This is a genomic window from Actinoplanes sp. NPDC049118, from assembly GCF_040648555.1.
GTDB lineage: Bacteria > Actinomycetota > Actinomycetes > Mycobacteriales > Micromonosporaceae > Actinoplanes.
Genome location: NZ_JBEZDY010000002.1, coordinates 329642 through 351221, shown reverse-complemented (window position 1 = coordinate 351221; position 21580 = coordinate 329642). Strand labels below are relative to the sequence as shown.

Here is a 21580-nt window from a genome sequence, read left to right as displayed (position 1 = left end):
CTGCCTCTCAGCGCATGCGCCGGCCGACCGGCACCGGATCCGTCTCGTCGTCGAACTCGCCGATCACCTGTTCCAGCAGGTCTTCCAGCGCGACGAAGCCGACACGCTCCGCCCCCCGGACGACTATCGCCAGCTGGACGCGGGCGGCGCGCATCTGTGTCACCGCGTCGGTGACCGTCACCAGCGCGTCCAGGATGAACGGCGGGTCCATCAGGTCCGCGGCCGTCGCGTCCCGGGCGGCGGTCGTGACGCGGACCGCGTCGCGGACGTGCACCACGCCGACGACCTCGCCGGTCTCCGAGACCACCGCGAGGCGGGAGCGCCCGCTGCTCAGCGACGCCGCCTCGATGTCCAGGGCCGGCGACTGCGGCGTCACCGTGACCAGTTGGTCGTCCGGGATCAGGACGTCGGCGACCTTGGTCTCCTGCAGCTTGAGCATGCTGGTCAGCAGCTCCGTCTGCTCCGCGCCGATCAGGCCCTCCGCCCGGGACCGCTCCAGCAGGATGTGCATCTCCTGCGGGCCGTGCGCCTGCGCCAGCTGGTCCTGCGGGTGGACGCCGAACGGCTTCAGGGCCGCGTTCGCCAGGACGTTGAGGCCGAGGAGCGCCGGGCGGACCATCCGCACGTACCCGCGGAACGGCAGGGCCAGCAGCGTCGCCGAGCGTTCCGGGTCGGTGATCGCCCACGACTTCGGCATCATCTCGCCGATGACCAGGTGCAGGAATGTGACGACGGTCAGCGCGAAGAGGAACGCGATGATCCCGCTCGGCACGTCCGACAGGCCGAGGTTGTGCAGCAGCGGATGCAGCAGGTGCTCGATGGCCGGCTCGGCCAGTGCGCCCAGGCCCAGCGAGCACAGGGTGATGCCGAGCTGGGCGCCGGCCAGCATGAGGGACAGCTCGCGGCTGCCGTCGAGGGCGGCGCGGGCGGCGCGGCTGCCCTCGGCCGCGGCGTGTTCGAGCCGGTAGCGTTTGCTCGCGACCAGAGCGAACTCGGCGGCCACGAAGAAGGCGTTCCCGGCCAGCAGGAGGAGTGAGAAGGTCACCGCCCAGGTCGTGCTCATCGGGATCTCCCCTCGGCGGCGGATCCGGCCGAGGCGGTGAGGCGTACGGAGCCGGGCACGTGCCGGCTCACCGAGAGCACGTCCAGCGCCGCGCCGGAGGGCAGCCGCACGGAGTCGCCGACCTGCGGCACGCGGCCGAGCTCGGACATCACCAGCCCCGACACCGTGTCGTATTCGGGGCTCTCCGGCAGCTCGACGCCGGTCGCGTCGGTGACCTCGTCGATGCGCCAGCGGGCCGGCACTATCCACGAGCCGTCGTCCTGGCGGGCCGGGGACGGCTCGGGCAGGTCGTCCTCGTCGCGGATGGGCCCGACCAGTTCCTCCGCGATGTCCTCGAGGGTGATGATGCCGGCGAAGCCGCCGAATTCGTCGACGACGCAGGCGAGCTGCCGGTGGTCGCCGCGCAGCCGGTCCAGCACGGCCGGCAGCCGCAGCGACGCCGGCACGAACAGCGGCGGGGCCATCAGCGACTCCGCCTCGACGGTCGCGCGTGCGGCCGGCGGCACCGGGAGCACGTCCGTGATGCCGACGACGCCGATGATCTCGTCGACGCCGGTGCCGGCGCGTACGGGAAAACGCGACCGCCCGGTGTCGAGCAGCGCGACGACCCGCGTCGCCGGGTCCGTTGCGCGGACGGTGACGACGTCCACCCGCGGGACCATGACCTCGGACGCCGTACGGCGGCGGAAGTCGAGGCCGCGGTCGAGCAGCGCCGACAGCTCCGGGTCGAGGTGCCCCTCGGCCCTGGACTCGGCGATGATCTGCTCGAGGTCCTCCTCGGTGGCGCCCTCGGGGAGCTCCTCGATCGGCTCGATGCCGACCCGGCGCAGCAGCCCGGCCGCCGCCTTGTCGAAGAGCTTGATGATCGGCCCGAAGACGGCGAGGTAGATCAAAGTCGATCGGCCGAGCGCCTTCGCCAGGGCCTCCGAGCGGACGATCGCGAGGTTCTTGGGCGCCAGCTCGCCGAGGACCATCTGCACGACGGTGGCGATGAGCAGTGCCAGCACGAACGAGATCGGCCGGCTGACCGCGGTGGGCACGCCGGCCACGCCGAACAGGTCGGCCAGGCCCGCACCGAGGAACGGCTCGGCGACGTAGCCGACGATCAGCGCGGTGACGGTGATGCCGAGCTGCGCGCCGGACAGCACGAAGGAGAGGCGTTCGGTGACCTTCAGGGCTCGTTGCGAGGCCTTGTCGCCGCGTTCGGCCTGCTGGCGCAGGCGGCCGCGGTCGACGGCGACGTACCCGAACTCCTGGGCGACGAAGTAGCCGGTCACCGCCGTGACCAGGATGACGAGCAGTAGACCGACCAGGATCAACATGGCGGTTCCGAAAGAACAACAAGCCGGGCCGGGCCCGGCCGGATACTGCCGATCATGCGAAAAAGATATCAGCGATTGCTGGACACCCGCTGTGAGAAACCCGGGCGAGGGTACGGCCCGCGCAGTACCCTCGCCCGGCGCACGATCAGCCCTGCGTGATCAGGACGTTGTCAACGGCCGCCTCGACGAGGCTGGCCGTGCCGGTGTCCGCGGACTCCACTTGCAGCCGGATGGACTGCCCGGCGTACGCGGAGAGGTCGACGGCCGCGCTCTGCCAGGAGGCGGCCCGGTTGGTGGCCGCGCCGGCCTGGTTGAACACCGTGGTGGTGGTCGTGCCGGAGATCACCCGGACCCGGAAGTAGTCGCCGCTGCTGGAGTTGTTCAGGTGCGACAGGTACCAGGAGAACGACAGGCTCAGGTCGCCGCCGGTGGGCAGCGTGATCGCGGGCGACCGGATGGTCGTGGCGCCGCCGTCGACGTCGTTCGCCCCGGCGCTGGCGCCGGCCGTGGCGCCGGTGACCAGGTCGTAGGTGCCGCTCACCGCGGTGCCGAGCTGGGTCGCCACGCCGGAGCTGGTCGCGGCCGGGTCACCCCGCTCGAACAGACCGGAGGTTGCGGTGTCGGTGGCCCCGGCGTTGCGGGTCCAGGCGGTCGCGGTCTCGAACGTGTCCGAGTAGACGGTCTCACCGGGCGGCTCGGTGGTGCCGCCGTCGGCCAGCGTCCACACCGCGTACGCGATGGCGTCCGAGTTGCGGTTCAGCGCGGTGTCGTTGATGTTCGAGGTGGTGTCGCACGACGCGTGGTAGCACGGGTCGAACGTGCTGGCGGTGCCGCCCCAGAGGGTGACCTGTGCCGCGGTCTTGCGGCCCTCCGCGCCGGTGAAGATGCCGCCGGCCGGGATGCCCGCCGCGATGAACGGACCGTAGTCGCTGCGGCCGTCGAAGTCGGTGCCGCGGGTCGGCACGCTGATCGACGTGAAGTACGCCTCCAGCGTGTCCTCGATCTCCGCGGAGCCCGCGGGGCCGGGGCCCGAGCCGGTGCCGTCGGAGTTGTCCCCGTCGTACAGGAAGTAGCCGGGGTTCGGCGAGCCGACCATGTCGAAGTTCAGGTAGCCGGTGATGGCCGCCTTCTGCGCCGAGCTCAGCGAGTTCACGTACGCGGTCGAGCCGCGCAGGCCCAGTTCCTCGGCGCCCCACCAGCCGAAGCGCAGGTGCCGGTCGGGCTGGAAGCCCGAGCGGGCGACCTCGAGGGCGACCTCGAGGTTGGCGGCCGAGCCGGAGCCGTTGTCGTTGATGCCGGGCCCGGCGGTGACGCTGTCCAGGTGCGCACCGATCATCAGGGTGTCGGACGTGTCGCCGCCCGGCCAGTCGGCGATCAGGTTGTAGCCGGTCGCGCCGCCGTAGGTGAACGACTGCTGCTGCGTCGTGAAGCCGGCCGCGTCGAGCAGGCCCTTCACGTAGGTGACGGACGCGAGGTAGCCGGGCCGGCCGTGCGCACGGTTGCCACCGTTCGCCGTGGCGATCGACTGGAGCTGTGTCAGGTGGGCCTTCACGTTCGCGACCGGAATGTCCGGCGGGGCCAGGAGCGCGGCCGGGGCCGCCTCAGCCGGGGCAGCGAAAAGCGCGGCGAGCAGGGCCGTCGCGCCTATGAAGGGAACTGCTCTCACGGGGGTCCTCCGCGGGGGCTCGAGGGTGCGCCGTCGCCGAGGGTGTAGCGGCGGCCACGCCGAGCATTGCAGAGAGAACAGTCTATGGACTCATATCGGTTGAGCCATAATTCAGCCGTCTGTGTAAAACGTGCTCTGGATCATGCCCCATTTCTCGAAATTGCCCGGCCAGTCCAGTTCGCGGGTCATCAGGCCGATTGCGTACGCCTTGCCATCGTTCGCCGCCCGCCACCGGGTCATCGCGTGCATCCGCCCGCCCGCACGACCGTCGTATGTGTACTCCCAGTCCGCCGCCCGGGCCAGGCCGGGCACCCGGTCGATCCGCAGCTGCCGGTACCCCGGCAGGTCACCCGCGGTGCGCAGCCGGCTCGCCTCCTTGCGGCAGGCCTGCACCGGGTCGCCCTGCGGGCTGCGTGCGGGATCGACGCTGAGGATCCGGACGCTGCCCGGATCGCGGAAGCAGATCGTCGTGCCGATGGTCTCGTAGGTCCAGCCGTCCGGAACCGCGATGTGAAAGCCGGAGGGGTCCGCGAAATAGGACCAGCCGTCGTAGAGCGCCCACCCGCCGCGCAGCTTCCGGGCGCCCGGCAGGGGCGTAGTGGGCAGACCGGCGCGGACCGCGCTTTCGCAGTTGACCGGGCTGAACCCGCCCGCGCCGCCGCCGGTGCCGGAGGACGTCACGACGCTCGGCGTCTCGCTGCCGGCAATGCCGGACTGCGCCTGCGACGGGTCCGCGTCGCCACGCAGCGTCATCGCGGCGGCCACTCCGCCCCCGGCGAGCATGACCATCGCCACCACCCCGGCCATGGCGAGGCGCCGCCGCGGACGAGGCGTCACCCGCGACGGCGCGTTGCGCTGTGCCGGAATGTGCGGCCCGCCCGGGTGCTCACCCTCCGGCTCCGCGGCGGGTCCGGGCGGATCGACCACGCCGGGCCGGGCCGCGGCGGGCGGTCCCCGCTCGGCCTGCGGCGCGGGCTGGTCGTCGGGCGCCCTCCTCGGCGAGGGTACGGCCGCACGACCGCTCGTCGGCTGCGCGGCGAGCACGACGGCGGCCTCCGCAACGACCACGCGGAGCAGCACCGCCGCCTCGGCTGCGGTCAGCCGCTCGACCGGTTCCCGCCGCAACAGGCCGGTGAGGATCGGCGCCAGCGCCCCGGCCAGGCGCGGCGGATCGGGATCCTCCGTGGCCAGGGCCATCAGCGTCGCCATGGCGTTGTCGCGCGCGAACGGCGAGCGGCCCTCGACGGCCGCGTACAGGGTCGCGCCGAAGGACCACAGATCGGACTCCACCGTGGACGCGCCGTCGCGGGCGCGTTCCGGCGAGACGTACTGCGGCGAGCCGACGACCAGGCCCGGGCCCGTCACCGAGCCGTCGTCGACGAACGTGGCCAGGCCGAAGTCGGTCAGCACCACCCGGCCGTCGTGACCGATCAGGACGTTGTGCGGCTTCACGTCGCGGTGCAGCACGCCGGCCCGGTGCGCGGCGGTGATCGCCTCGAGCACGTCGAGGCCGATCCGGGCCGCCTCCGCCGGCGCGAACGGACCGTCCTCGCCGAGTACCTGGTACAGCGAGCGCGACGGCACGTACTCCATCACGATCCAGGGCAGGTCACGGGCGTGCACGACGTCGTAGATGCGGACCACGTGCGGGTGGTTGAGGCGGGCGGCGCTGCGGGCCTCGCGCAGCGTACGGGTGCGGAGCCGGGCCTTCTCGTCGTCGGTCATCCAGTTCGGAGGAACAAACTCCTTGACCGCGACGTCGCGGTCAAGCATCTCGTCGCGGGCGAGCCAGACCCGGCCCATGCCACCGGAGCCGACCGGCTCGAGGAGACGATACCGACCGGCGATGAGCATTCGCCTGACCGCCATCAGCCTCCACCCGTCGCTTCCTGACCAGGATAGTCACGGCGCACTGCCGGGGGAACGCCGATCACCCGGCCACCGCGTAGACCACCAGGTTGTCCTTGTACGACCGCAGGCTCCGATCGAAGACCCCGCCGCAGGTGATCAGACGCAGCTGCCGGTCCGGGGTGGGGCCGTAGACCCGGTCCGTCGGGAAGTCCGTCTTCGGATACCAGGCCGTCGTGGTGACCGTGAAGCTCACCGTACGGCCGCCGCGGACCACCTCGATCCGGTCGCCGGCCCGGAGCTCGCGGAGCCGGTAGAAGACGGCCGGTCCGCGCTTCGAGTCGACGTGACCGGCGAGGACCGCGGGGCCGAGGTCGCCGGGGGCGGTGCCGTCGGCGTACCAGCCGGCCTTGTCGCCGTCGCGGGGCGGCCGCAGCTCACCGCCGGCGCCGAGGCGCAGGGTCTCCAGGGCGGTGTCGACGCCGATCGCACCGACCCGCAGCCGGGTGGGCGGGCCGCGCAGCTCCGGGGCCGCGGTACGGAACGGGTTGGAAGCCGCCGTCGCCGTCTCCCCGGCCGGCCGGGGCACGACCGGGGCCGGGCTCGCGGAGCCGGGAGCGCGGGCCGTCAGGCAGCCCGCTGCCACGACGAGACCCACCAGCAGCGGGACCGCGAGCGCCCGGACGACGCGCAGCGCGGAGGCAGAAACCGACATCGGGTACGCCGTCAGCCGTCGCGCGTCTGCCGCCTGAGCGCCGCCAGCACCGCGCCGGTGAGCGCCGCGGCGAGGCCCGCGAGAACCAGCGTGGCCGGCAGCGGGGACCGCGGCTGGCTGCCGCCCGCGCCGGTGGCGACGCCGCCCCGCGGCACCTTTCCCTGGCGGGCGGCATCGATGTGCAGCTTGGGCTTCAGGCCGCCGCCCTTGTCGTCGAGGACGAGCAGGGAGTAGACGTTGCCGGCGCCGAGCGTGCACGGCAGGTCGCTGGTCCGGCCGCCGCCGCTTGGCGTCACCCGGACCGTCCACCTACCTGGGTTGACCTCGCGGTATGCGGTCGTGGTGGCGAACTGGACGGCGTCCGCGATGGACTTGCCGTTCGCGCCGCCGACGTCGAGGACCGGCGCCTTCACCGACGCCTGGATGATGCGGATCTTGGACTCGCCGGCGTCCGGCAGCCTGAGGTCGTCCTTGAGGACGCGCAGGCCGAGATCGGCATAGCGGCCGACGCCCGCGACCGTGTACGCCGCGCCGTCGGCGACGGTGACCTGCGTGGTCAGCACCGGCGGGGTGCTCGCGGCCGCGCCGGCCCGGCGCATCGCCACCGAGTACGTGCCGGTGGGCAGGCGCAGGTAGTCGGACATCGCGCCGTACGCGACGCCGTCGAACTTCTGGTCCTTGACCGCACCCGCGTCGGACTTGAGGTAGACGTCGACGGCGGGCGTGTCCGGCGAGAGGTGCGCCAGTCGTACGTAGCCGTCGCCGGCCGCCCGCGCCGGGGTGGCGGCCAGGAGGACGGCGGCGGGCAGGGCGAGCGCGGCCGCCGCACCCGCGAGGCGCCGTACGGGGGAAACGTGGTTGGACACGGTGCCTCCTGTCGTTCGGCCTCGGCGGCATCGTCGGTGGCGGCCGTCGATGCGTGTTTACGAGCCCTCAATGTGCCGTACGTCACCGGACGACCACCATGGTCCGTCCGGTCACGCGAAAGCGCCTTTCCAGTGCCCGTCCTGTGCCATGACGTCTGGTTGATGCCCGTCTCGATGGTCGGCCTGCCCGTGGGTTCGGAACCGTCACACGGACGGATGTTTCGCCGGGCCGCCGGTTTCTGTCACACCCCGGGAGCACCATGGGATCCGTGCCAGACGTGCTGGAGCAGTTCGGCCTCGCGACCCGGGAGTGGTTCCGGGCCGCCTTCGCCGCGCCCACCGCCGCGCAGGCCGGCGCGTGGCGGACCATCGGCGCCGGGCGCAACGCGCTGGTCGTGGCGCCGACCGGATCCGGCAAGACGCTGGCGGCGTTCCTCTGGTCGATCGACCGGCTCGCACACGAGCCCGCACCCGCCGATCCCCGGCGCCGCTGCCGGGTGCTCTACGTCAGCCCGCTGAAGGCCCTGGCCGTCGACGTCGAGCGCAACCTGCGCGCGCCGCTGACCGGCATCCGGCAGGCGTCCGGCCGGCTCGGCCTGCCCCCGCCGGACATCACCGTCGGCATGCGGACCGGTGACACGCCGGCCGAGGAGCGGCGGCTGTTCTCCCGCACCCCTCCGGACATCCTGATCACCACGCCCGAGTCGCTGTTCCTGCTGCTCACCTCGGCCGCCAGGGATTCGCTGCGCGGTGTCGAGACGGTGATCATCGACGAGGTGCACGCCGTCGCGGCGACCAAACGCGGCGCACACCTGGCGCTCTCCCTCGAGCGGCTCGACGCCCTGCTGGGCCGGCCGGCACAGCGGGTCGGGCTGTCCGCGACCGTGCGGCCGATCGACGAGACGGCCCGCTTCCTGGTCGGTGCCGGCGACGTCGAGATCGTGCAGCCGCGCAGCGCCAAGACGATCGAGGTCTCGGTGCAGGTGCCAGTCGAGGACATGACCCGGCTGGACGAGGTGCCCGACGACCCGGACGATCCCGGTGCGGCGCGGCATTCTCCGTCCATCTGGCCCGCGGTCGAGGAACGCGTGCTCGACCTGATCTCCGCGCACAACTCGACGATCGTCTTCACCAACTCCCGGCGCGGCGCGGAACGGTTGTGCGCCCGCATCAACGAGCTCGCCCTCGAGCGGGCCGAGCCGGGTGCCGCTCCCCCGGCGTCGCCGCGCCCGCCGGTGTCGCGGCCGCCGGCGCAGGTGATGGCGCAGTCGGGCGAGGCCGGCGGCGCGCCGCCGGTCATGGCCCGGGCCCACCACGGCAGCGTCTCGCGGGAGGAGCGCAAGCAGATCGAGGAGGCGCTCAAGTCCGGGCAGCTACCGGCCGTGGTCGCCACCTCCAGCCTGGAGCTGGGCATCGACATGGGCGCGGTCGACCTGGTCGTCCAGATCGAGGCCCCGCCCTCGGTCTCCGCCGGGCTGCAGCGCATCGGTCGCGCCGGGCACCAGGTCGGCGCCGTCTCCCGCGGTGTCGTCTTTCCGAAGCACCGCGGTGACCTCGTCTCCTGCGCGGTCGTCGCCGAGCGGATGAGCGAGGGCGCGATCGAGGAGCTGCGCTATCCGCGCAACCCGCTCGACGTGCTGGCCCAGCAGATCGTGGCCATGGTCGCGCTGGACGCCTGGCAGGTGGACGAGTTGGCCGCGCTGGTCCGCCGCGCGGCGCCCTACGCGGAGCTGCCGGACTCCGCCCTGCACGCCGTGCTCGACATGCTGTCGGGGCGTTACCCGTCGACGGCCTTCGCCGAGCTGCGGCCCCGCCTGGTCTGGGACCGCACGACCGACGAGCTGACCGGTCGGCCCGGCGCCCAGCGCCTCGCCGTGACCAGCGGCGGCACGATCCCCGACCGCGGCATGTTCGGCGTCTTCCTGGCCGGCTCCGAGCGCGCGTCCCGGGTCGGCGAGCTCGACGAGGAGATGGTCTACGAGTCCCGCGTCGGCGACGTCTTCCTGCTCGGCTCGACGTCCTGGCGGATCGAAGACATCACGCCCGACCGGGTGCTGGTCTCCCCCGCGCCGGGCGCACCGGCCCGGATGCCGTTCTGGAAGGGCGACGCCCTCGGCCGCCCGGTCGAGCTGGGCCGAGCGATCGGCGCCCGGCTGCGCGCGCTGACCCGCGCCGGGGACACGGCCGCGATCGAGTCGCTGCGCGCGTCGGGGCTGGACGAGTGGGCGGCCGACAACCTGGTGGCCTACCTGCGCGAGCAGCGCGAGTCGACCCGCAACCTGCCCGACGACCGCACGATCGTGGTGGAACGCTTCCGCGACGAGCTTGGCGACTGGCGGATGACCGTGCACTGCGTGCTCGGCGCCCGGGTCAACGCGCCCTGGTCGCTCGCGATCGCCCGCCGGCTCTCCGAACGTTACGGCGTGGACGGCCAGGTGATGCCCTCCGACGACGGCATCGTGGTGCGCCTGCCGGACACGGCCGAGGAGCCGCCCGGCGCCGAGCTGGTCGCGTTCGACCCCGAGGAGATCGCTCAGCTGATCGAGGAGTCGGTGGGCAAGTCGGCGCTGTTCGCCTCCCGGTTCCGCGAGTGCGCGGCCCGTGCCCTGCTGCTGCCGCGCCGCGACCCGCGCCGCCGCCAGCCCCTCTGGCAGCAGCGCCAGCGCTCGGCGCAGCTGCTCGACGTGGCCCGCGAGTTCGCCGACTTCCCGGTGACGCTCGAGGCCGCGCGGGAGTGCCTGCAGGACGTCTTCGACGTGCCCGGCCTGGTGGGACTGATGCGCGAGATCGCCGGCCGCAAGGTGCGCCTGGTCGAGGCCGAGACGCCGCGGCCGTCGCCGTTCGCCCGGTCCCTGCTCTTCGGCTACGTCGGCGCCTTCCTCTACGAGGGCGACGCGCCCCTGGCCGAGCGCCGGGCCGCCGCGCTGGCGCTGGACTCGACCCTGCTCGGCGAGCTACTCGGCCGCGTCGACCTGCGCGAGCTGCTCGACCCCGCGGTGGTGGCCGAGACCGAGAGTCAGCTGCAGTGGCTGACCAGCACGCGGAGCCCCCGCGACGCCGAGGACGCGGCCGAGCTGCTGCGGCTGCTCGGCGACCTGTCCCCCGCCGAGCTGACCGCCCGCGGCGTCGACCTCGACTGGCTGGACGCCCTGGCCCGGCGCGCCATCCGGGCCCGGGTCGCGGGCGAGGAGCGCTGGATCGGCGTCGAGGATGCGGGCCGCTACCGCGACGCGCTCGGGGTGGCCCTGCCGGTTGGCGTGGCGGAGGCCTATCTGGAACCGGTCACGGACCCGCTCGGCGATCTCGTCGCCCGTTACGCCCGCACCCACGCGCCGTTCGCCGCGGCGACCTGCGCGGCCCGCTTCGGCCTCGGCGTGTTCGTCGTCGAGCAGGCCCTCAAGCGGCTCAGCGCCACCGGACGCGTGGTGTCCGGCGAGTTCTCGCCGGGCGGGGCGGGCACCGAGTGGTGCGACGCCGAGGTGCTGCGCATGCTGCGAAGGCGTTCGCTGGCCGCGCTGCGCCGCGAGATCGAGCCGGTGCCGCCGCGCGTGCTGGCGGCGTTCCTGCCGCGCTGGCACCAGATCGGCGGCAACGCCCGGGGGGTCGACGCCCTGGCCGCGTCGATCGAGCAGTTGCAGGGGGTGGCGGCGCCCGCCTCGGCGTGGGAGCGGCTGCTCCTGCCTGCGCGGGTCGCCGACTTCGCGCCGCCGCAGCTGGACGAGCTCTGCGCGAGCGGCGAGGTGCTGTGGGCCGGCTCGGGATCCATCCCCGGCGGCGACGGCTGGGTCACCCTCGCATACGCGGACAGTGCCCCGCTGCTGCTCCCGCCGCCCGACGACGAGCTGGCGCTGTCACCGCTGCACCACGCGGTGCTGGCGGCGCTCGGCGACACCCAGGCGCTGTTCTTCCGGGACCTGTCCGACCGCGCCGGGTCCACGGACGATCCGGAGCTGGTCTCGGCCATCTGGGACCTGGTGTGGGCGGGACATCTCACCAACGACACGTTCGCGCCGCTGCGCGGGCTGCTGGGTGGCAGCGGCGCGCACCGGGCGAAGGCGGCTCCCGCCCGGACCCGCTACCGCCGCCCCGGACGCCCGGCGATGCCGAGCCGATCGGGCCCACCGGCGATGGCCGGCCGCTGGTCCCGGCTGCCCGAGCGGGACCTGGACCCGACGCGGCGCGCGGCGGCGCTCGCGGATCTCCTGCTGGAACGGCACGGCGTGGTCACCCGCGGCGCGGTGATGGCCGAGGGCGTCACCGGCGGCTTCGCGGCGGTGTATCCGGTGCTCGGAGCCCTGGAGGAACGCGGCGCGGCCCGGCGCGGGTATTTCGTGGAGGGGCTGGGCGCCGCACAGTTCGCGGTGCCGGGTGCGGTCGACCGGCTGCGCGCGCTGGCCGAGCCCGCTGAGCTGGCGAAACGCGCGGGCACGACGGCGCTGGTGCTGGCCGCGACCGACCCGGCGAACCCGTACGGCGCGGCGCTGCCGTGGCCCGAGCGGGTGGTCGACAGCGGCAACGGCGAAACGGTACCCGCCACAGGCCACCGGGCGGGCCGCAAGGCGGGCGCCCTGGTGGTCCAAGTCGGCGGCGACCTCGTGCTCTACGTGGAACGGGGCGGAAAGACGCTGCTGTCCTTCATGGACGATGCCGACGCCCTGGTCGCGGCCGGACAGGCGCTGGCGGCGGCGGTGCGCTCGGGCGCGCTGGGTGCCATGTCGGTGGAGCGGGCGGACGGGGAGTCGGTGCACTCCTCGCCGTTGCGGGACGCGCTCACCGCAGCCGGCTTCCGGACCACCCCCCGGGGGCTGCGGCTGCGCGGCTGAACTGCCGGCGAGCGCGACCGCCGGCAGGCCCCCAGACCAGCAGCCGTCCGGGCCCGCAACCGCCCGGACCCGCAGCCGGCTAGACCCCGCAGCCACCCAGACCGACAGCCGCCCGGACCCGCAGCCGCCCAGACCCCGCAGCCGCCCAGACCCCGCAGCCGGCCAGACCCCGCAGCCGGCCAGACCCCGCAGCCGGCCAGACCCCGCAGCCACCCAGATCCCGCAGCCGTCCAGATCCCGCAGCCGTCCAGATCGGAATGCCGGTCACCCCCGCCGGCGCGGCCCGACCGCGTGGACGAGCCGACCGGCCGGTCAGCCCCCTGCCGTCGGCGCGATCGGGTCGTAGGGCCAGCGGAGCACGAAGATCCAGTCGATGCCGTCCTCGCCCTGGTCGTCGAGGTGCTCGGCGCGGACCAGCCCCGACCGGACCGCCACCTGCTGGGAGGCCACGTTGTCCGGGCGGACCCGGGCAACGACGGTCCACTCCGGCAGGTGCTCGCCCGCCCAGGCCACGACGGCCCGGGCCGCCTCGGTGGCCACGCCGGCGCCCCACGCCGACGGGTCGAGGCGGTAGAACAGGTTCAGCACCTCGATCTCCCGGAAGCGGACCACCTTCACTCCCGCGAACCCCAGGATCTTCTCCGACTCACGGTCCCGGACGACCCAGTATCCGAAGCCGTGCCGGCGCCAGTGCTCGTCCCAGCGGCTGTACAGGTGCTCGGCATCCGCGCGGGTGGCGACCAGGTCAGAGGGGTTGTGCAGGCAGGCCTGCGGATCGCGGTGGATCGCGAAGATCGTTTCGAGGTCGGCGGGAACGGGCCGGCGCAAAGCCAGTCGCGCAGTGACAATCTCCACGCAACAGACTTTACGAGACGACCCGGGTCAGTCCAGCCGCGACGTCACCCCTCCCGCGATCCGGCCACCCGCCGCCAGGTCAGAGCCGGAAGACCGCCCGCGTTCCGGAAGCCAGAGACATTCACAGCCAGGAGATCAGGCCGCAGACCCGATGGGCCACGAACCGACCGGCAAGGCCGCGAACCAACCGGCGAGGCCACGCAGCAACCAGCCAGACCGCGAACCGACCAGCCAGACCACGGAGCAACCAGCCAGACCACGAACCGACCAGCGAGGCCACGCAGCAACCAGCCAGACCACGAACCGACCAGCCAGACCACGGAGCAACCAGCCAGACCACGGAGCAACCAGCGGGATCAGGGGACGAACCTACCGGCGGGACCAGGGAACAAGCGCCGGGGCCTCGGATCCGGCCCGTCGCGGCGGGCCCGCGACCTCTCAGGCCAGCTGCGGCGCCACCGCCGCGGCTACCAGCTCGACGTGTTGCAGATCGTCGAGGTCCAGCAGCTGCAGGTACATCCGCGACGCTCCGGCCTCGGCGTACCGGCCGAGGATCTCGACCGCCTGGTCCGGCGTGCCCACCACGCCGCCGTTGCCGCGCATCTCCTCCACGTCCCGGCCGATCGCCGCCGCCCGGCGCCGTACCTCGGCATCGTCCCGGCCGACACACATGACCGCCGCCGCCGAGAATGCCGGGGGTTGCGGGCGGCCGATCGCCGAGCTCGCCGTGCGGACCCGGTCGTACCGGGCAGGCAGGTCTTCGATCTTGGTGAAGGGCGCGTTGAACTCGTCCGCGAACCTCGCGGCCAGGGCGGGGGTGCGCTTCTTGCCGGAACCGCCGACGATGATCGGCGGGCGGGGCGACTGGACCGGCTTCGGCAGGGCCGGGGAGTCCACCACCTGGTAGTGCTTGCCCACGAAGGAGTACGCCTCTCCGACCGGGGTCGTCCACAGGCCTTCGATGATCTCGAGCTGCTCCTCGAGGCGATCGAAGCGCTCGCCCAGCGGCGGGAACGGGATCGCGTAGGCCTCGTGCTCGCGTTCGAACCAGCCGCCGCCCAGGCCCAGCTCCACCCGGCCGCCGCTCATCGCGTCGACCTGGGCCACGCCGATCGCCAGCGGGCCCGGCAGGCGGAACGTCGCCGAGGTCACCAGGGTGCCGAGCCGGATGGTAGAGGTCTGCACCGCCAGCGCCGCGAGGGTCAGCCACGCGTCGGTGGGACCGGGCAGGCCGTCCCCGCCCATCGCGACATAGTGGTCGGAGCGGAAGAAGCCGTCGAAGCCCGCCTCCTCGGCGAGTTGGGCCACCCGCCGCAGGTCGTCGTAGCCGGCACCCTGCTGGGGTTCGGTGAAGATGACAAGACGCATGAATCCCAGCCTGCCAGACGCCGCGCGACGCGCCCGGGCACCTGCCGCACACAGAGCGTGCCAGGGCAGTAACGTTGACCACCATGGGCGGCTATAAATGGATCAGCCTCACCACCGACTACGGCACATTCGACGGTTTTGCCGCGGCGTGCCACGGTGCGATCGCGCGCATCGCCCCCGATGTGCGAGTCATCGACGTCACACATCACGTGCCGCCCGCCGACGTGGCGCGGGGCGCGGCGGTGCTCGCGCAGACCGCGCCGCACCTGCCGGCGTCCGTGCATGTCGGGGTCGTCGATCCGGGCGTCGGCTCGGACCGCCGCGGGATCGCGATCGGTTCGCCGGGCGGCGTGCTGGTCGGTCCCGACAACGGACTGCTGGTCTGGGCCGCGGACGCGCTCGGTGGCATCGACACCGTGGTCGAGCTGACCAATAAGGACTGGCTGCTCGGCGACGTCTCGCGGACCTTCCACGGCCGGGACGTGTTCTCGCCGGCCGCCGCCCGCATCGCCCTCGGTGCGCCGCTGAGCGACGCCGGTCCCCCGGTCGACGCCGCCACCGTGGTCCGGCTGCCCGACCCGATCGTGGCGGTCGGCGACGGCTGGCTCGAGGCCGAGGTCGTCACCGTCGACCGGTTCGGCAACGTGCAGCTCGCCGCCGGCGGCGCGATGCTCTCCGGCCTCGGCCCCGAGCTGGTGGTCGGCGGGGTGAAGGCCCGCCGGGCACAGACCTTCGCGGACGCACAGCCCGGCGAACTGATCGTCTACGAGGACTCGGCCCGCCGGGTGGCGATCGCCGTCAACGGCGGCCGCGCGGTCGTCGTCCTCTCGGTCCGCCCCGGCGACATCGTCCGGGTCGCCGAGCGCTGACCCGAACACCGACGGACGGACCGGCCCACTCGCCGAGCGCCGACCCGAACACCGACGGACGGACCGGCCCACTCGCCGAGCGCCGACCCGAACACCGGCGGGCGGACCGGCCCACGGGCCCCGGCCGGGCAGGATGGAGTGCATGCCCGAGGGTGACACCGTGTGGAACACGGCGCGGGTGCTGGAGCGCGCGCTGCAGGGTGACGTGCTCACCGGCTCCGACTTCCGCGTGCCGCAGCTCGCGACGACCGACCTGACCGGGTGGACGGTCGCCGAGTCCGCGAGCCGGGGCAAGCATCTGCTGCTGCGCCTGACCGACGACGAGCGCGCCATGACGCTGCACTCGCACCTGCGGATGGACGGGGCCTGGCGGGCCTATGCGACCGGCGAGCGGTGGGGCGGGCGGCCGGCGCACCTGATCCGGGTGGTGCTGCGGACCGGCCGCTCGGCGGCGGTCGGCTACCACCTGCACGAGGTGGCGCTGCTGCCGACGGCCGAGGAGGCGGCCCTGCTGGCGCATCTCGGCCCGGACCTGTTGGGCGCGGACTGGGACCCGGCCGAGGCCGTCCGGCGGATCGCCGCGCGGCCCGACGCCCCGATCGGCGAGGCGCTGCTCGATCAGCGCAACCTGGCCGGGATCGGGAATCTCTACAAGGCCGAGGTCCTGTTCCTGCGCGGTCTGTGGCCGTGGACGCCGGTCTCGGCGGTGCGGGACCTGGAGGGCACGGTGCGGCTTGCGCAGAAGCTGGTGGCGTCGAACCGCGGCCGCTGGACGCAGACGACCACGGGTTCACTGCACCGCGGTCAGACCAGCTACGTCTATGGCCGTCGCGCGCAGCCGTGCCGGCGATGCGGCTCCGCGATCCAGAAACGCTCCGCGACCCGGGGCGTCGACCGGGACGGGGATCAGGAGGAGCGGATCACCTACTGGTGCCCGCGCTGCCAGCCCGAACCGGCATGACGATCCCGCCGGCCCGCGCGGTCCGGAAGGACGGGCGTCAGGCGGCCGGCGTGCTGGGCCGCCGCAGCTCCGACAGGCCCTCGGCCACCCCGCGGAGGCGATCGGTCGCCTCGACCAGGCCGGTCAGCGCCGGGTGCTGGTCCGCCACCGGGTGGCCGTCCTCGGCGACGTAGCTCGCCGCGGCCGCGACCAGCCGCTCGTATGCGGTGACGCCCTCGGTGAACTGCCTCGCGAGGCTCTCGTGGGCATGCGTGATCCCCGGTCGCTGGTCGGGCGGGCTGAGCGGGATCGCCCGCTCCACGCTCGCCACCCGCTGGCCGAGGTCGCGCAGCCACTGCTCGGCGACCGCCGCCTCGAGCATCGCCGACTCGCCGGGGCCGGTCAGCCGGCCGGCCAGGCCCACCAGCGTCGTGGACGCACGGTCCAGCCGGTCCCAGGCCTGCGCCACGGCCGAGCCCCTCAGGGCGTAGCGGTCCTTATGGCGGCGCACCTCCTGCAGGACCTGCCGCCCGGCCGGGAAACGCTCGACGGCGGCCAGCAGCCGCTGTCCGGGGATCGCCGGCTCGGGAGGGGGCGGCGCGGGCAGCGCGGCCAGCGCACGGTGGTCGCTCCAGCGCCACCAGGCCAGTGCCGCGGAAGCCCCCGCCGTCGCCGCCCAGACCGCGTCGGCAAGACCGATCCCCGCGTACGGGGTGAGTACGGCGGTGGCGGCGACCAGCCCGCCCCCGACGACGCTCCACCGCCGCGCCGAACCGCGCAGCCTTTTGAGCCGCCGGAAGTACCGGGTCCGCTCATCCACCGTCTGGTCCCCTCCCGCGAACGCGTCGTCAGCCGGCGGCCGACGTGTCCCCGCGCTTGGAATTCATGCTGGCCCGGATCTCGTCGAGCCGGGCGACGCTGGCCGGGTCGGCGGCCGGTGCCGCCGCCTTGCCCTGCTCCACGGCCGGCTGGGCCGGGGTGCCGCCGAGCTTCTCGCCGGCCATGCTGGCCCGGATCTGCTCAAGCCGGGACGAACCGGCCATGTCGAGGCTCGACTTCTGCACCTCGAGCATGCGGCCCTCGACGGAGTTCGACGCCAGCTCGGCGCGGCCCATCGCGTTCGCGTAGCGCTGCTCGATCTTGTCGCGCACCTCGTCCAGCGACGGGGTGTTGCCGGGCGCCGAGAGCGACGACATCGACTCGAGCGACCTGGCGACGGTCTCCTGCATCTTGGCCTGCTCGAGCTGGCTCAGCAGCCGGGAGCGCTCGGCGATGCGCTGCTGCAGCACCATCGCGTTGTTCTCCACCGCCTTGCGGGCCTGGCCGGCCGCCGAGAGCGCCTGGTCGTGCAGCGTCTTCAGGTCTTCCATCGACTGCTCGCCGGAGACCAGCTGGGTGGCGAGCGTCTGTGCGGTCGACTCGTACTTCTGCGCCTCGGACTCGTCACCGCCCGCCCGGGCCCGGTCGGCCAGCACGAGGGCCTGGCGCGCCATGCCCTGCAGCTTCTCGACCTCGGACATCTGCCGGGACAGCTTCATCTCGAGCTGCCGCTGGTTGCCGATCACGGCCGCCGCCTGCTGCACGAGGGCCTGGTGCTGCCGCTGCGCGTCCTCGATGGCCTGCTGGATCTGCACCTTGGGGTCGGCGTACTCATCGATCTTCGCGCCGAAGAGCGCCATCATGTAACGCCAGCCCTTGACGAACGGGTTCGCCATATCCGCGGTATCCCCTCAATGTCGCTCAGTCGGACGCGCCACCGACGCGGGACCGAGGGGTCTTCACGATGGCGCGGAGTCCATCGTGTCAGCTCCATGCCACCGGCGTCACGTGACCTCGGGGGGATCTCAGGGTCTTGCGAGGGTTCCCCCGAGGTCGAGGCTACGCGCCGACAGGCGTTCCGGCGACGCCGGAACGCGAGCGGGCGGTGTGAGCGATCAGGCTGCGTAGACGATGTCGCGGTCGCGCTTGCGCGTCGTGCGCAGGGTCGCCCTGAGCGGCGAATCCTGGCGCACGGAGACCGAGACGGCTCCGTCCGAGGTGAGCTGGCGCACGGCCGGGGCTTCGGTGCCCTTGACCGGGCTCGGGGTCTTGACTCCGGCGGACTTGGCTGGGGCGGTCTTGACCGCGCCGGCGCCGCTGGAATCGAGCGGGGTGGGCTCGAGTGGGACGAGCACACCTTCCATGCCCTCGGCGAGCGCGAGCGTGCCGCTCACTTCGCCCAGAACCTCGGAAAGGCGGGCACCCAGGGCCTCGCAGATCGCCGCGAGCAGCTCGCTGGACGCTTCCTTCTGGCCACGTTCGATTTCGGAGAGATACCCGAGGCTGACGTTGGCGGCGGTCGACACCTCACGCAGCGTGCGATGCTGACCCTGCCGGCGCGCCCGAAGTGCGTCACCGATAACCCGGCGTAGCAGGACCATGGCACCTCCTCCTGCGGCGGGGCCGCCGGCAACCGCCGGAGGCTTCCCGCAACCGTACCCGTTGCGGGCGAGACCGACATCCCGCCCCGCCGAATTCCGGGGCCGCCGGGAACGGGGTCGGCCCGCGGGGCTGCTGATACTCGCCCGGGCACCATCGGGCCCGGTCACCCGCACGGGAAGACGTGGCAGGTCAGCGCGCCACTCCCGCGGTGGATCCGCGCACCTCGTCGACCAGGAGGCCGAGCACCGAGGTCACTGTCGCGGTGCGGACTTCGTCCCGAGAGCCGGACAGCCGGAGCTCCCGCACGGTGGCGCGACCCGGCCCGGCGACCGCGATGTAGACCAGCCCGACCGGCCGGCCGTCCTGCGGCTCGGGCCCGGCGACGCCGGTCGTGGCCAGGCCCCAGTCGGCGCCGCAGCGTGACCGCGCACCCTCGGCGAGCGCGAGGGCGACGTCGGGATCGACCGGTCCGCGGTCGGCCAGCAGCTCCTCCGGTACGCCGGCGAGCGAGTGCTTGAGGTCGGTGGCGTAGACCACGAGCCCGCCCCGGAACACCCTGCTCACCCCGGCGATCTCGACGAGCGTAGTCGCCAGCAGGCCGCCGGTGAGCGACTCGGCCACGGCGAGGGTCTCCCGCCGCTCGACCAGCGCGTGCACGACCGCCGCGGCGGCAACACCCCTGTCCAAGGCCCTCTCCCCCTCATCGATCATGGGTTCAGTGTCGCCCGGCGGGAGCGCGGTCAGGCGTGCAGGGCCCGGCGGCGCAGGCGCAGCGCCTGCACCACGTAGTCGGCGCCGGTCACCACCGTCACGATAAGGGCGGCGACCATGAGGACGGTGCCGATCATGTCGAACGGCTCGGGTACCGGCCACAGGAACCAGGCGATCGCCGCGATCTGCAGCGCCGTCTTCAGCTTGCCGCCCCGGCTGGCCGGGATGATCCCGTACCGGATGACCCAGAACCGCAGCGCGGTGACGCCCCACTCCCGGACCAGGATCAGCACCGTCACCCACCAGGGCAGCAGGTCGTAAGCCGACAGCAGGATCAGCGCGCTCCCGGTGAGCGTCTTGTCCGCGATCGGGTCGGCGACCTTGCCGAACGAGGTCACCAGTTCGTATCGGCGCGCGATCCAGCCGTCGGCGAAGTCGGTGGCCGAGGCGACGCAGAAGGTCAGGCAGGCCGCGATCCGCCAGCCCGGCTCGGTCATCTCGGAGACGATCACGAAGGCGACGAAGACCGGGACGAGCACGATGCGGACGGCCGTGAGCAGGTTGGCCGGGTTGTAGAGCGAGACCGGCCGCGGCGCGGCCACCGGTACCGGCTCGTCGGTCACGATGCGGCCGTCGCTGCCACTGCCGAAGGGGCGGCGGAGATCATCCCGACCGGCACGGCGACCAGGTCGACGCCCTCGGTGGCGGTGACCCGGGCCCGGACGAAGTCACCGGGGCGCAGCGCGGCGAGGTCGACGCCCTCGTCGCCGGCGACCAGCGTGGTGGAGCCGTCGACCTCGGGCGCCTGGTGCGCGGCCCGGCCCTCGACCTCACCGTCGGCGACGGTGTCGACCAGCACCTCGACGACCGAGCCGAGCCGGTCCTCGGCGCGCTGCGCGCACAGCTCGTCGGCGAGGTCGCTGATCCGGCCGAAGCGCCGCTTGATCGTGTCCTCGCTGACCTTGTCGGGCAGGCCGGCGGCCTCGGTGCCGTCCTCGTCGCTGTAGTCGAAGACACCGATGGCGTCGAGCCGGGCCTCGGTCAGGAACCGGACCAGTTCGTCGACGTCCTGGCGGGTCTCGCCGGGGAAGCCGACGATGAAGTTGCTCCGGGCGCCGGCGTCGGGCGCGAGCGCGCGGGCCGACGCGAGCAGGTCGAGGAAACGGTCGGTGGAGCCGAAACGCCGCATCCGGCGCAGCACGGGCTCGCTGGAGTGCTGGAACGAGAGGTCGTAGTAGGCGGCGACGCCGGGCGTGGTGGCGATGACCTCGACCAGGCCGGGCCGCGTCTCGGCCGGCTGGAGGTAGCTGGCCCGCACCCGCACGATGCCGTCGACGGCGGCGAGCTGCGGCAGCAGCTTCTCCAGGGCGCGGGGGTCGCCGAGGTCCTTGCCGTAGGAGGTGCTGTTCTCGCTGACGAGAACGAGCTCGCGGACGCCGGACCGGGCCAGCCATTCGGCCTCGGCCAGCAGTTCCTGCGGATCCCGCGAGACGAACGCGCCCCGGAAGGCGGGGATGGCGCAGAACGAGCACCGCCGGTCGCAACCGCTGGCCAGTTTGAGACTGGCGACGGGCCCGTTGTCGAGCCGGCGGCGCAGCACCTGCCGCAGGTGTGCGGGCGTGTGCTCGTCGACGGTGGCGTGGCCGGGCACGACGACCTTGGCGGCCTGCCGCGCGACCGGGGTCAGCGGCAGCAGCTCACGCCGGTCCCGCGGGGTGTGCGCGTCGAACCGCTCCCCCGCCAGCACGCGATCGAGCCGGTCGGCGATGTCGGTGTAGTCGTCGAACCCGAGCACGGCCTGCGCCTCGGGCAGGCTCTCCGCGAGCTCCTTGCCGTAGCGCTCGGCCATGCACCCGGCGGCGACGACCTTCGCCCCGGTGTCGGCGGCGGCCAGCAGGGTCTCGATGGAGTCCTGCTTGGCCTTCTCGACGAAACCACAGGTGTTGACAAGCACCACATCGGCGCCGTCGGCATCAGTGCTGACCTGCCAGCCCCCGGCGTCGAGGCGGGCGGCCAGCTCCTCGGAGTCGACCTCGTTACGGGCACACCCGAGAGTCAGAAGCGCAACACGGCGCGGAGCGGGAGTCATGGACACTCTGCAAAGGTTACCGGG

At 73.3% G+C, this 21580-nt stretch carries 17 protein-coding genes; 3 read left to right on the top strand and 14 right to left on the bottom strand.

The window, feature by feature from the left end; all coding sequences use genetic code 11:
- Positions 1-7: 7 nt before the first annotated feature.
- The 6 genes from AB0B58_RS04125 to AB0B58_RS04100 form a co-directional block, all read right to left on the bottom strand.
- The gene (locus AB0B58_RS04125) at positions 8-1063 is read right to left on the bottom strand and encodes a hemolysin family protein (RefSeq protein WP_360217110.1); all 1056 of its coding nucleotides are present in this window, start codon (positions 1061-1063) and stop codon (positions 8-10) included.
- Positions 1060-2385, bottom strand: a complete 1326-nt coding sequence (locus AB0B58_RS04120) for a hemolysin family protein (RefSeq protein WP_360217107.1) — start codon at positions 2383-2385, stop codon at positions 1060-1062. The genes AB0B58_RS04125 and AB0B58_RS04120 overlap by 4 nt, the downstream gene beginning before the upstream one ends.
- 145 nt (positions 2386-2530) lie before the next feature.
- Entirely contained in the window at positions 2531-4018 is a 1488-nt protein-coding gene (locus tag AB0B58_RS04115) for a M28 family peptidase (protein ID WP_360217500.1), read from the bottom strand.
- Between the two features lie 144 nt (positions 4019-4162).
- Positions 4163-5920, bottom strand: coding sequence for a protein kinase domain-containing protein (locus tag AB0B58_RS04110; protein ID WP_360217104.1), 1758 nt, complete (start codon positions 5918-5920; stop codon positions 4163-4165).
- Positions 5921-5981: 61 nt separating this feature from the next.
- Complete coding sequence (locus AB0B58_RS04105) at positions 5982-6614, bottom strand: class F sortase (protein WP_360217101.1); 633 nt, start codon at positions 6612-6614, stop codon at positions 5982-5984.
- Between the two features lie 11 nt (positions 6615-6625).
- Positions 6626-7480 (bottom strand): DUF4397 domain-containing protein, encoded by an 855-nt coding sequence (locus tag AB0B58_RS04100; RefSeq protein ID WP_360217098.1) that lies wholly within the window; start codon positions 7478-7480, stop codon positions 6626-6628.
- A gap of 260 nt (positions 7481-7740) precedes the next feature.
- Between AB0B58_RS04100 and AB0B58_RS04095 the strand changes: the two genes are divergently transcribed.
- Positions 7741-12303 carry an ATP-dependent helicase gene (locus tag AB0B58_RS04095; protein ID WP_360217095.1) on the top strand — a complete coding sequence of 1521 codons (4563 nt, stop codon included), beginning with the start codon at positions 7741-7743 and terminating at the stop codon, positions 12301-12303.
- A 312-nt stretch (positions 12304-12615) separates the two neighbouring features.
- Here AB0B58_RS04095 and AB0B58_RS04090 read toward each other — a convergent pair whose 3' ends face one another.
- Positions 12616-13158, bottom strand: a complete 543-nt coding sequence (locus AB0B58_RS04090; protein ID WP_360217092.1) for a GNAT family N-acetyltransferase — start codon at positions 13156-13158, stop codon at positions 12616-12618.
- Between the two features lie 438 nt (positions 13159-13596).
- The gene (locus AB0B58_RS04085) at positions 13597-14526 is read right to left on the bottom strand and encodes an LLM class F420-dependent oxidoreductase (RefSeq protein ID WP_360217089.1); all 930 of its coding nucleotides are present in this window, start codon (positions 14524-14526) and stop codon (positions 13597-13599) included.
- 83 nt (positions 14527-14609) lie between these two features.
- On the opposite strand from AB0B58_RS04085, the gene AB0B58_RS04080 reads away from it, so the two are divergent.
- Complete coding sequence (locus AB0B58_RS04080) at positions 14610-15395, top strand: SAM-dependent chlorinase/fluorinase (protein WP_360217086.1); 786 nt, start codon at positions 14610-14612, stop codon at positions 15393-15395.
- A 142-nt stretch (positions 15396-15537) separates the two neighbouring features.
- Positions 15538-16356: a DNA-formamidopyrimidine glycosylase family protein gene (locus AB0B58_RS04075; protein ID WP_360217083.1), complete on the top strand. Its 819-nt coding sequence runs from the start codon at positions 15538-15540 to the stop codon at positions 16354-16356.
- Positions 16357-16393: 37 nt separating this feature from the next.
- Here AB0B58_RS04075 and AB0B58_RS04070 read toward each other — a convergent pair whose 3' ends face one another.
- The 6 genes from AB0B58_RS04070 to rimO all read right to left on the bottom strand — a co-directional run bounded on the left by AB0B58_RS04070 (position 16394) and on the right by rimO (position 21556).
- Entirely contained in the window at positions 16394-17155 is a 762-nt protein-coding gene (locus AB0B58_RS04070) for a hypothetical protein (RefSeq protein WP_360217080.1), read from the bottom strand.
- A 28-nt stretch (positions 17156-17183) separates the two neighbouring features.
- Complete coding sequence (locus tag AB0B58_RS04065) at positions 17184-18050, bottom strand: PspA/IM30 family protein (protein ID WP_360217077.1); 867 nt, start codon at positions 18048-18050, stop codon at positions 17184-17186.
- 219 nt (positions 18051-18269) lie between these two features.
- Positions 18270-18755 carry a helix-turn-helix transcriptional regulator gene (locus AB0B58_RS04060; RefSeq protein WP_360217074.1) on the bottom strand — a complete coding sequence of 162 codons (486 nt, stop codon included), beginning with the start codon at positions 18753-18755 and terminating at the stop codon, positions 18270-18272.
- A gap of 190 nt (positions 18756-18945) precedes the next feature.
- The gene (locus AB0B58_RS04055; RefSeq protein ID WP_360217071.1) at positions 18946-19443 is read right to left on the bottom strand and encodes a CinA family protein; all 498 of its coding nucleotides are present in this window, start codon (positions 19441-19443) and stop codon (positions 18946-18948) included.
- 53 nt (positions 19444-19496) lie between these two features.
- Positions 19497-20090 carry a CDP-diacylglycerol--glycerol-3-phosphate 3-phosphatidyltransferase gene (gene pgsA, locus AB0B58_RS04050; RefSeq protein ID WP_360217068.1) on the bottom strand — a complete coding sequence of 198 codons (594 nt, stop codon included), beginning with the start codon at positions 20088-20090 and terminating at the stop codon, positions 19497-19499.
- On the bottom strand, positions 20087-21556 hold the full coding sequence (gene rimO / locus AB0B58_RS04045; RefSeq protein ID WP_360217497.1) for a 30S ribosomal protein S12 methylthiotransferase RimO: 1470 nt from the start codon (positions 21554-21556) through the stop codon (positions 20087-20089). The genes pgsA and rimO overlap by 4 nt, the downstream gene beginning before the upstream one ends.
- Positions 21557-21580 lie beyond the last annotated feature (24 nt).

Coding starts and splice junctions, on each gene's coding strand:
- AB0B58_RS04125 (WP_360217110.1), bottom strand. CDS start 1,063: ATGAGCACGACCTGGGCGGTGACCTTCTCACTCCTCCTGCTGGCCGGG.
- AB0B58_RS04120 (WP_360217107.1), bottom strand. CDS start 2,385: ATGTTGATCCTGGTCGGTCTACTGCTCGTCATCCTGGTCACGGCGGTG.
- AB0B58_RS04110 (WP_360217104.1), bottom strand. CDS start 5,920: ATGGCGGTCAGGCGAATGCTCATCGCCGGTCGGTATCGTCTCCTCGAG.
- AB0B58_RS04105 (WP_360217101.1), bottom strand. CDS start 6,614: ATGTCGGTTTCTGCCTCCGCGCTGCGCGTCGTCCGGGCGCTCGCGGTC.
- AB0B58_RS04095 (WP_360217095.1), top strand. CDS start 7,741: ATGGGATCCGTGCCAGACGTGCTGGAGCAGTTCGGCCTCGCGACCCGG.
- AB0B58_RS04085 (WP_360217089.1), bottom strand. CDS start 14,526: ATGCGTCTTGTCATCTTCACCGAACCCCAGCAGGGTGCCGGCTACGAC.
- AB0B58_RS04080 (WP_360217086.1), top strand. CDS start 14,610: ATGGGCGGCTATAAATGGATCAGCCTCACCACCGACTACGGCACATTC.
- AB0B58_RS04075 (WP_360217083.1), top strand. CDS start 15,538: ATGCCCGAGGGTGACACCGTGTGGAACACGGCGCGGGTGCTGGAGCGC.
- AB0B58_RS04065 (WP_360217077.1), bottom strand. CDS start 18,050: ATGGCGAACCCGTTCGTCAAGGGCTGGCGTTACATGATGGCGCTCTTC.
- AB0B58_RS04060 (WP_360217074.1), bottom strand. CDS start 18,755: ATGGTCCTGCTACGCCGGGTTATCGGTGACGCACTTCGGGCGCGCCGG.
- rimO (WP_360217497.1), bottom strand. CDS start 21,556: ATGACTCCCGCTCCGCGCCGTGTTGCGCTTCTGACTCTCGGGTGTGCC.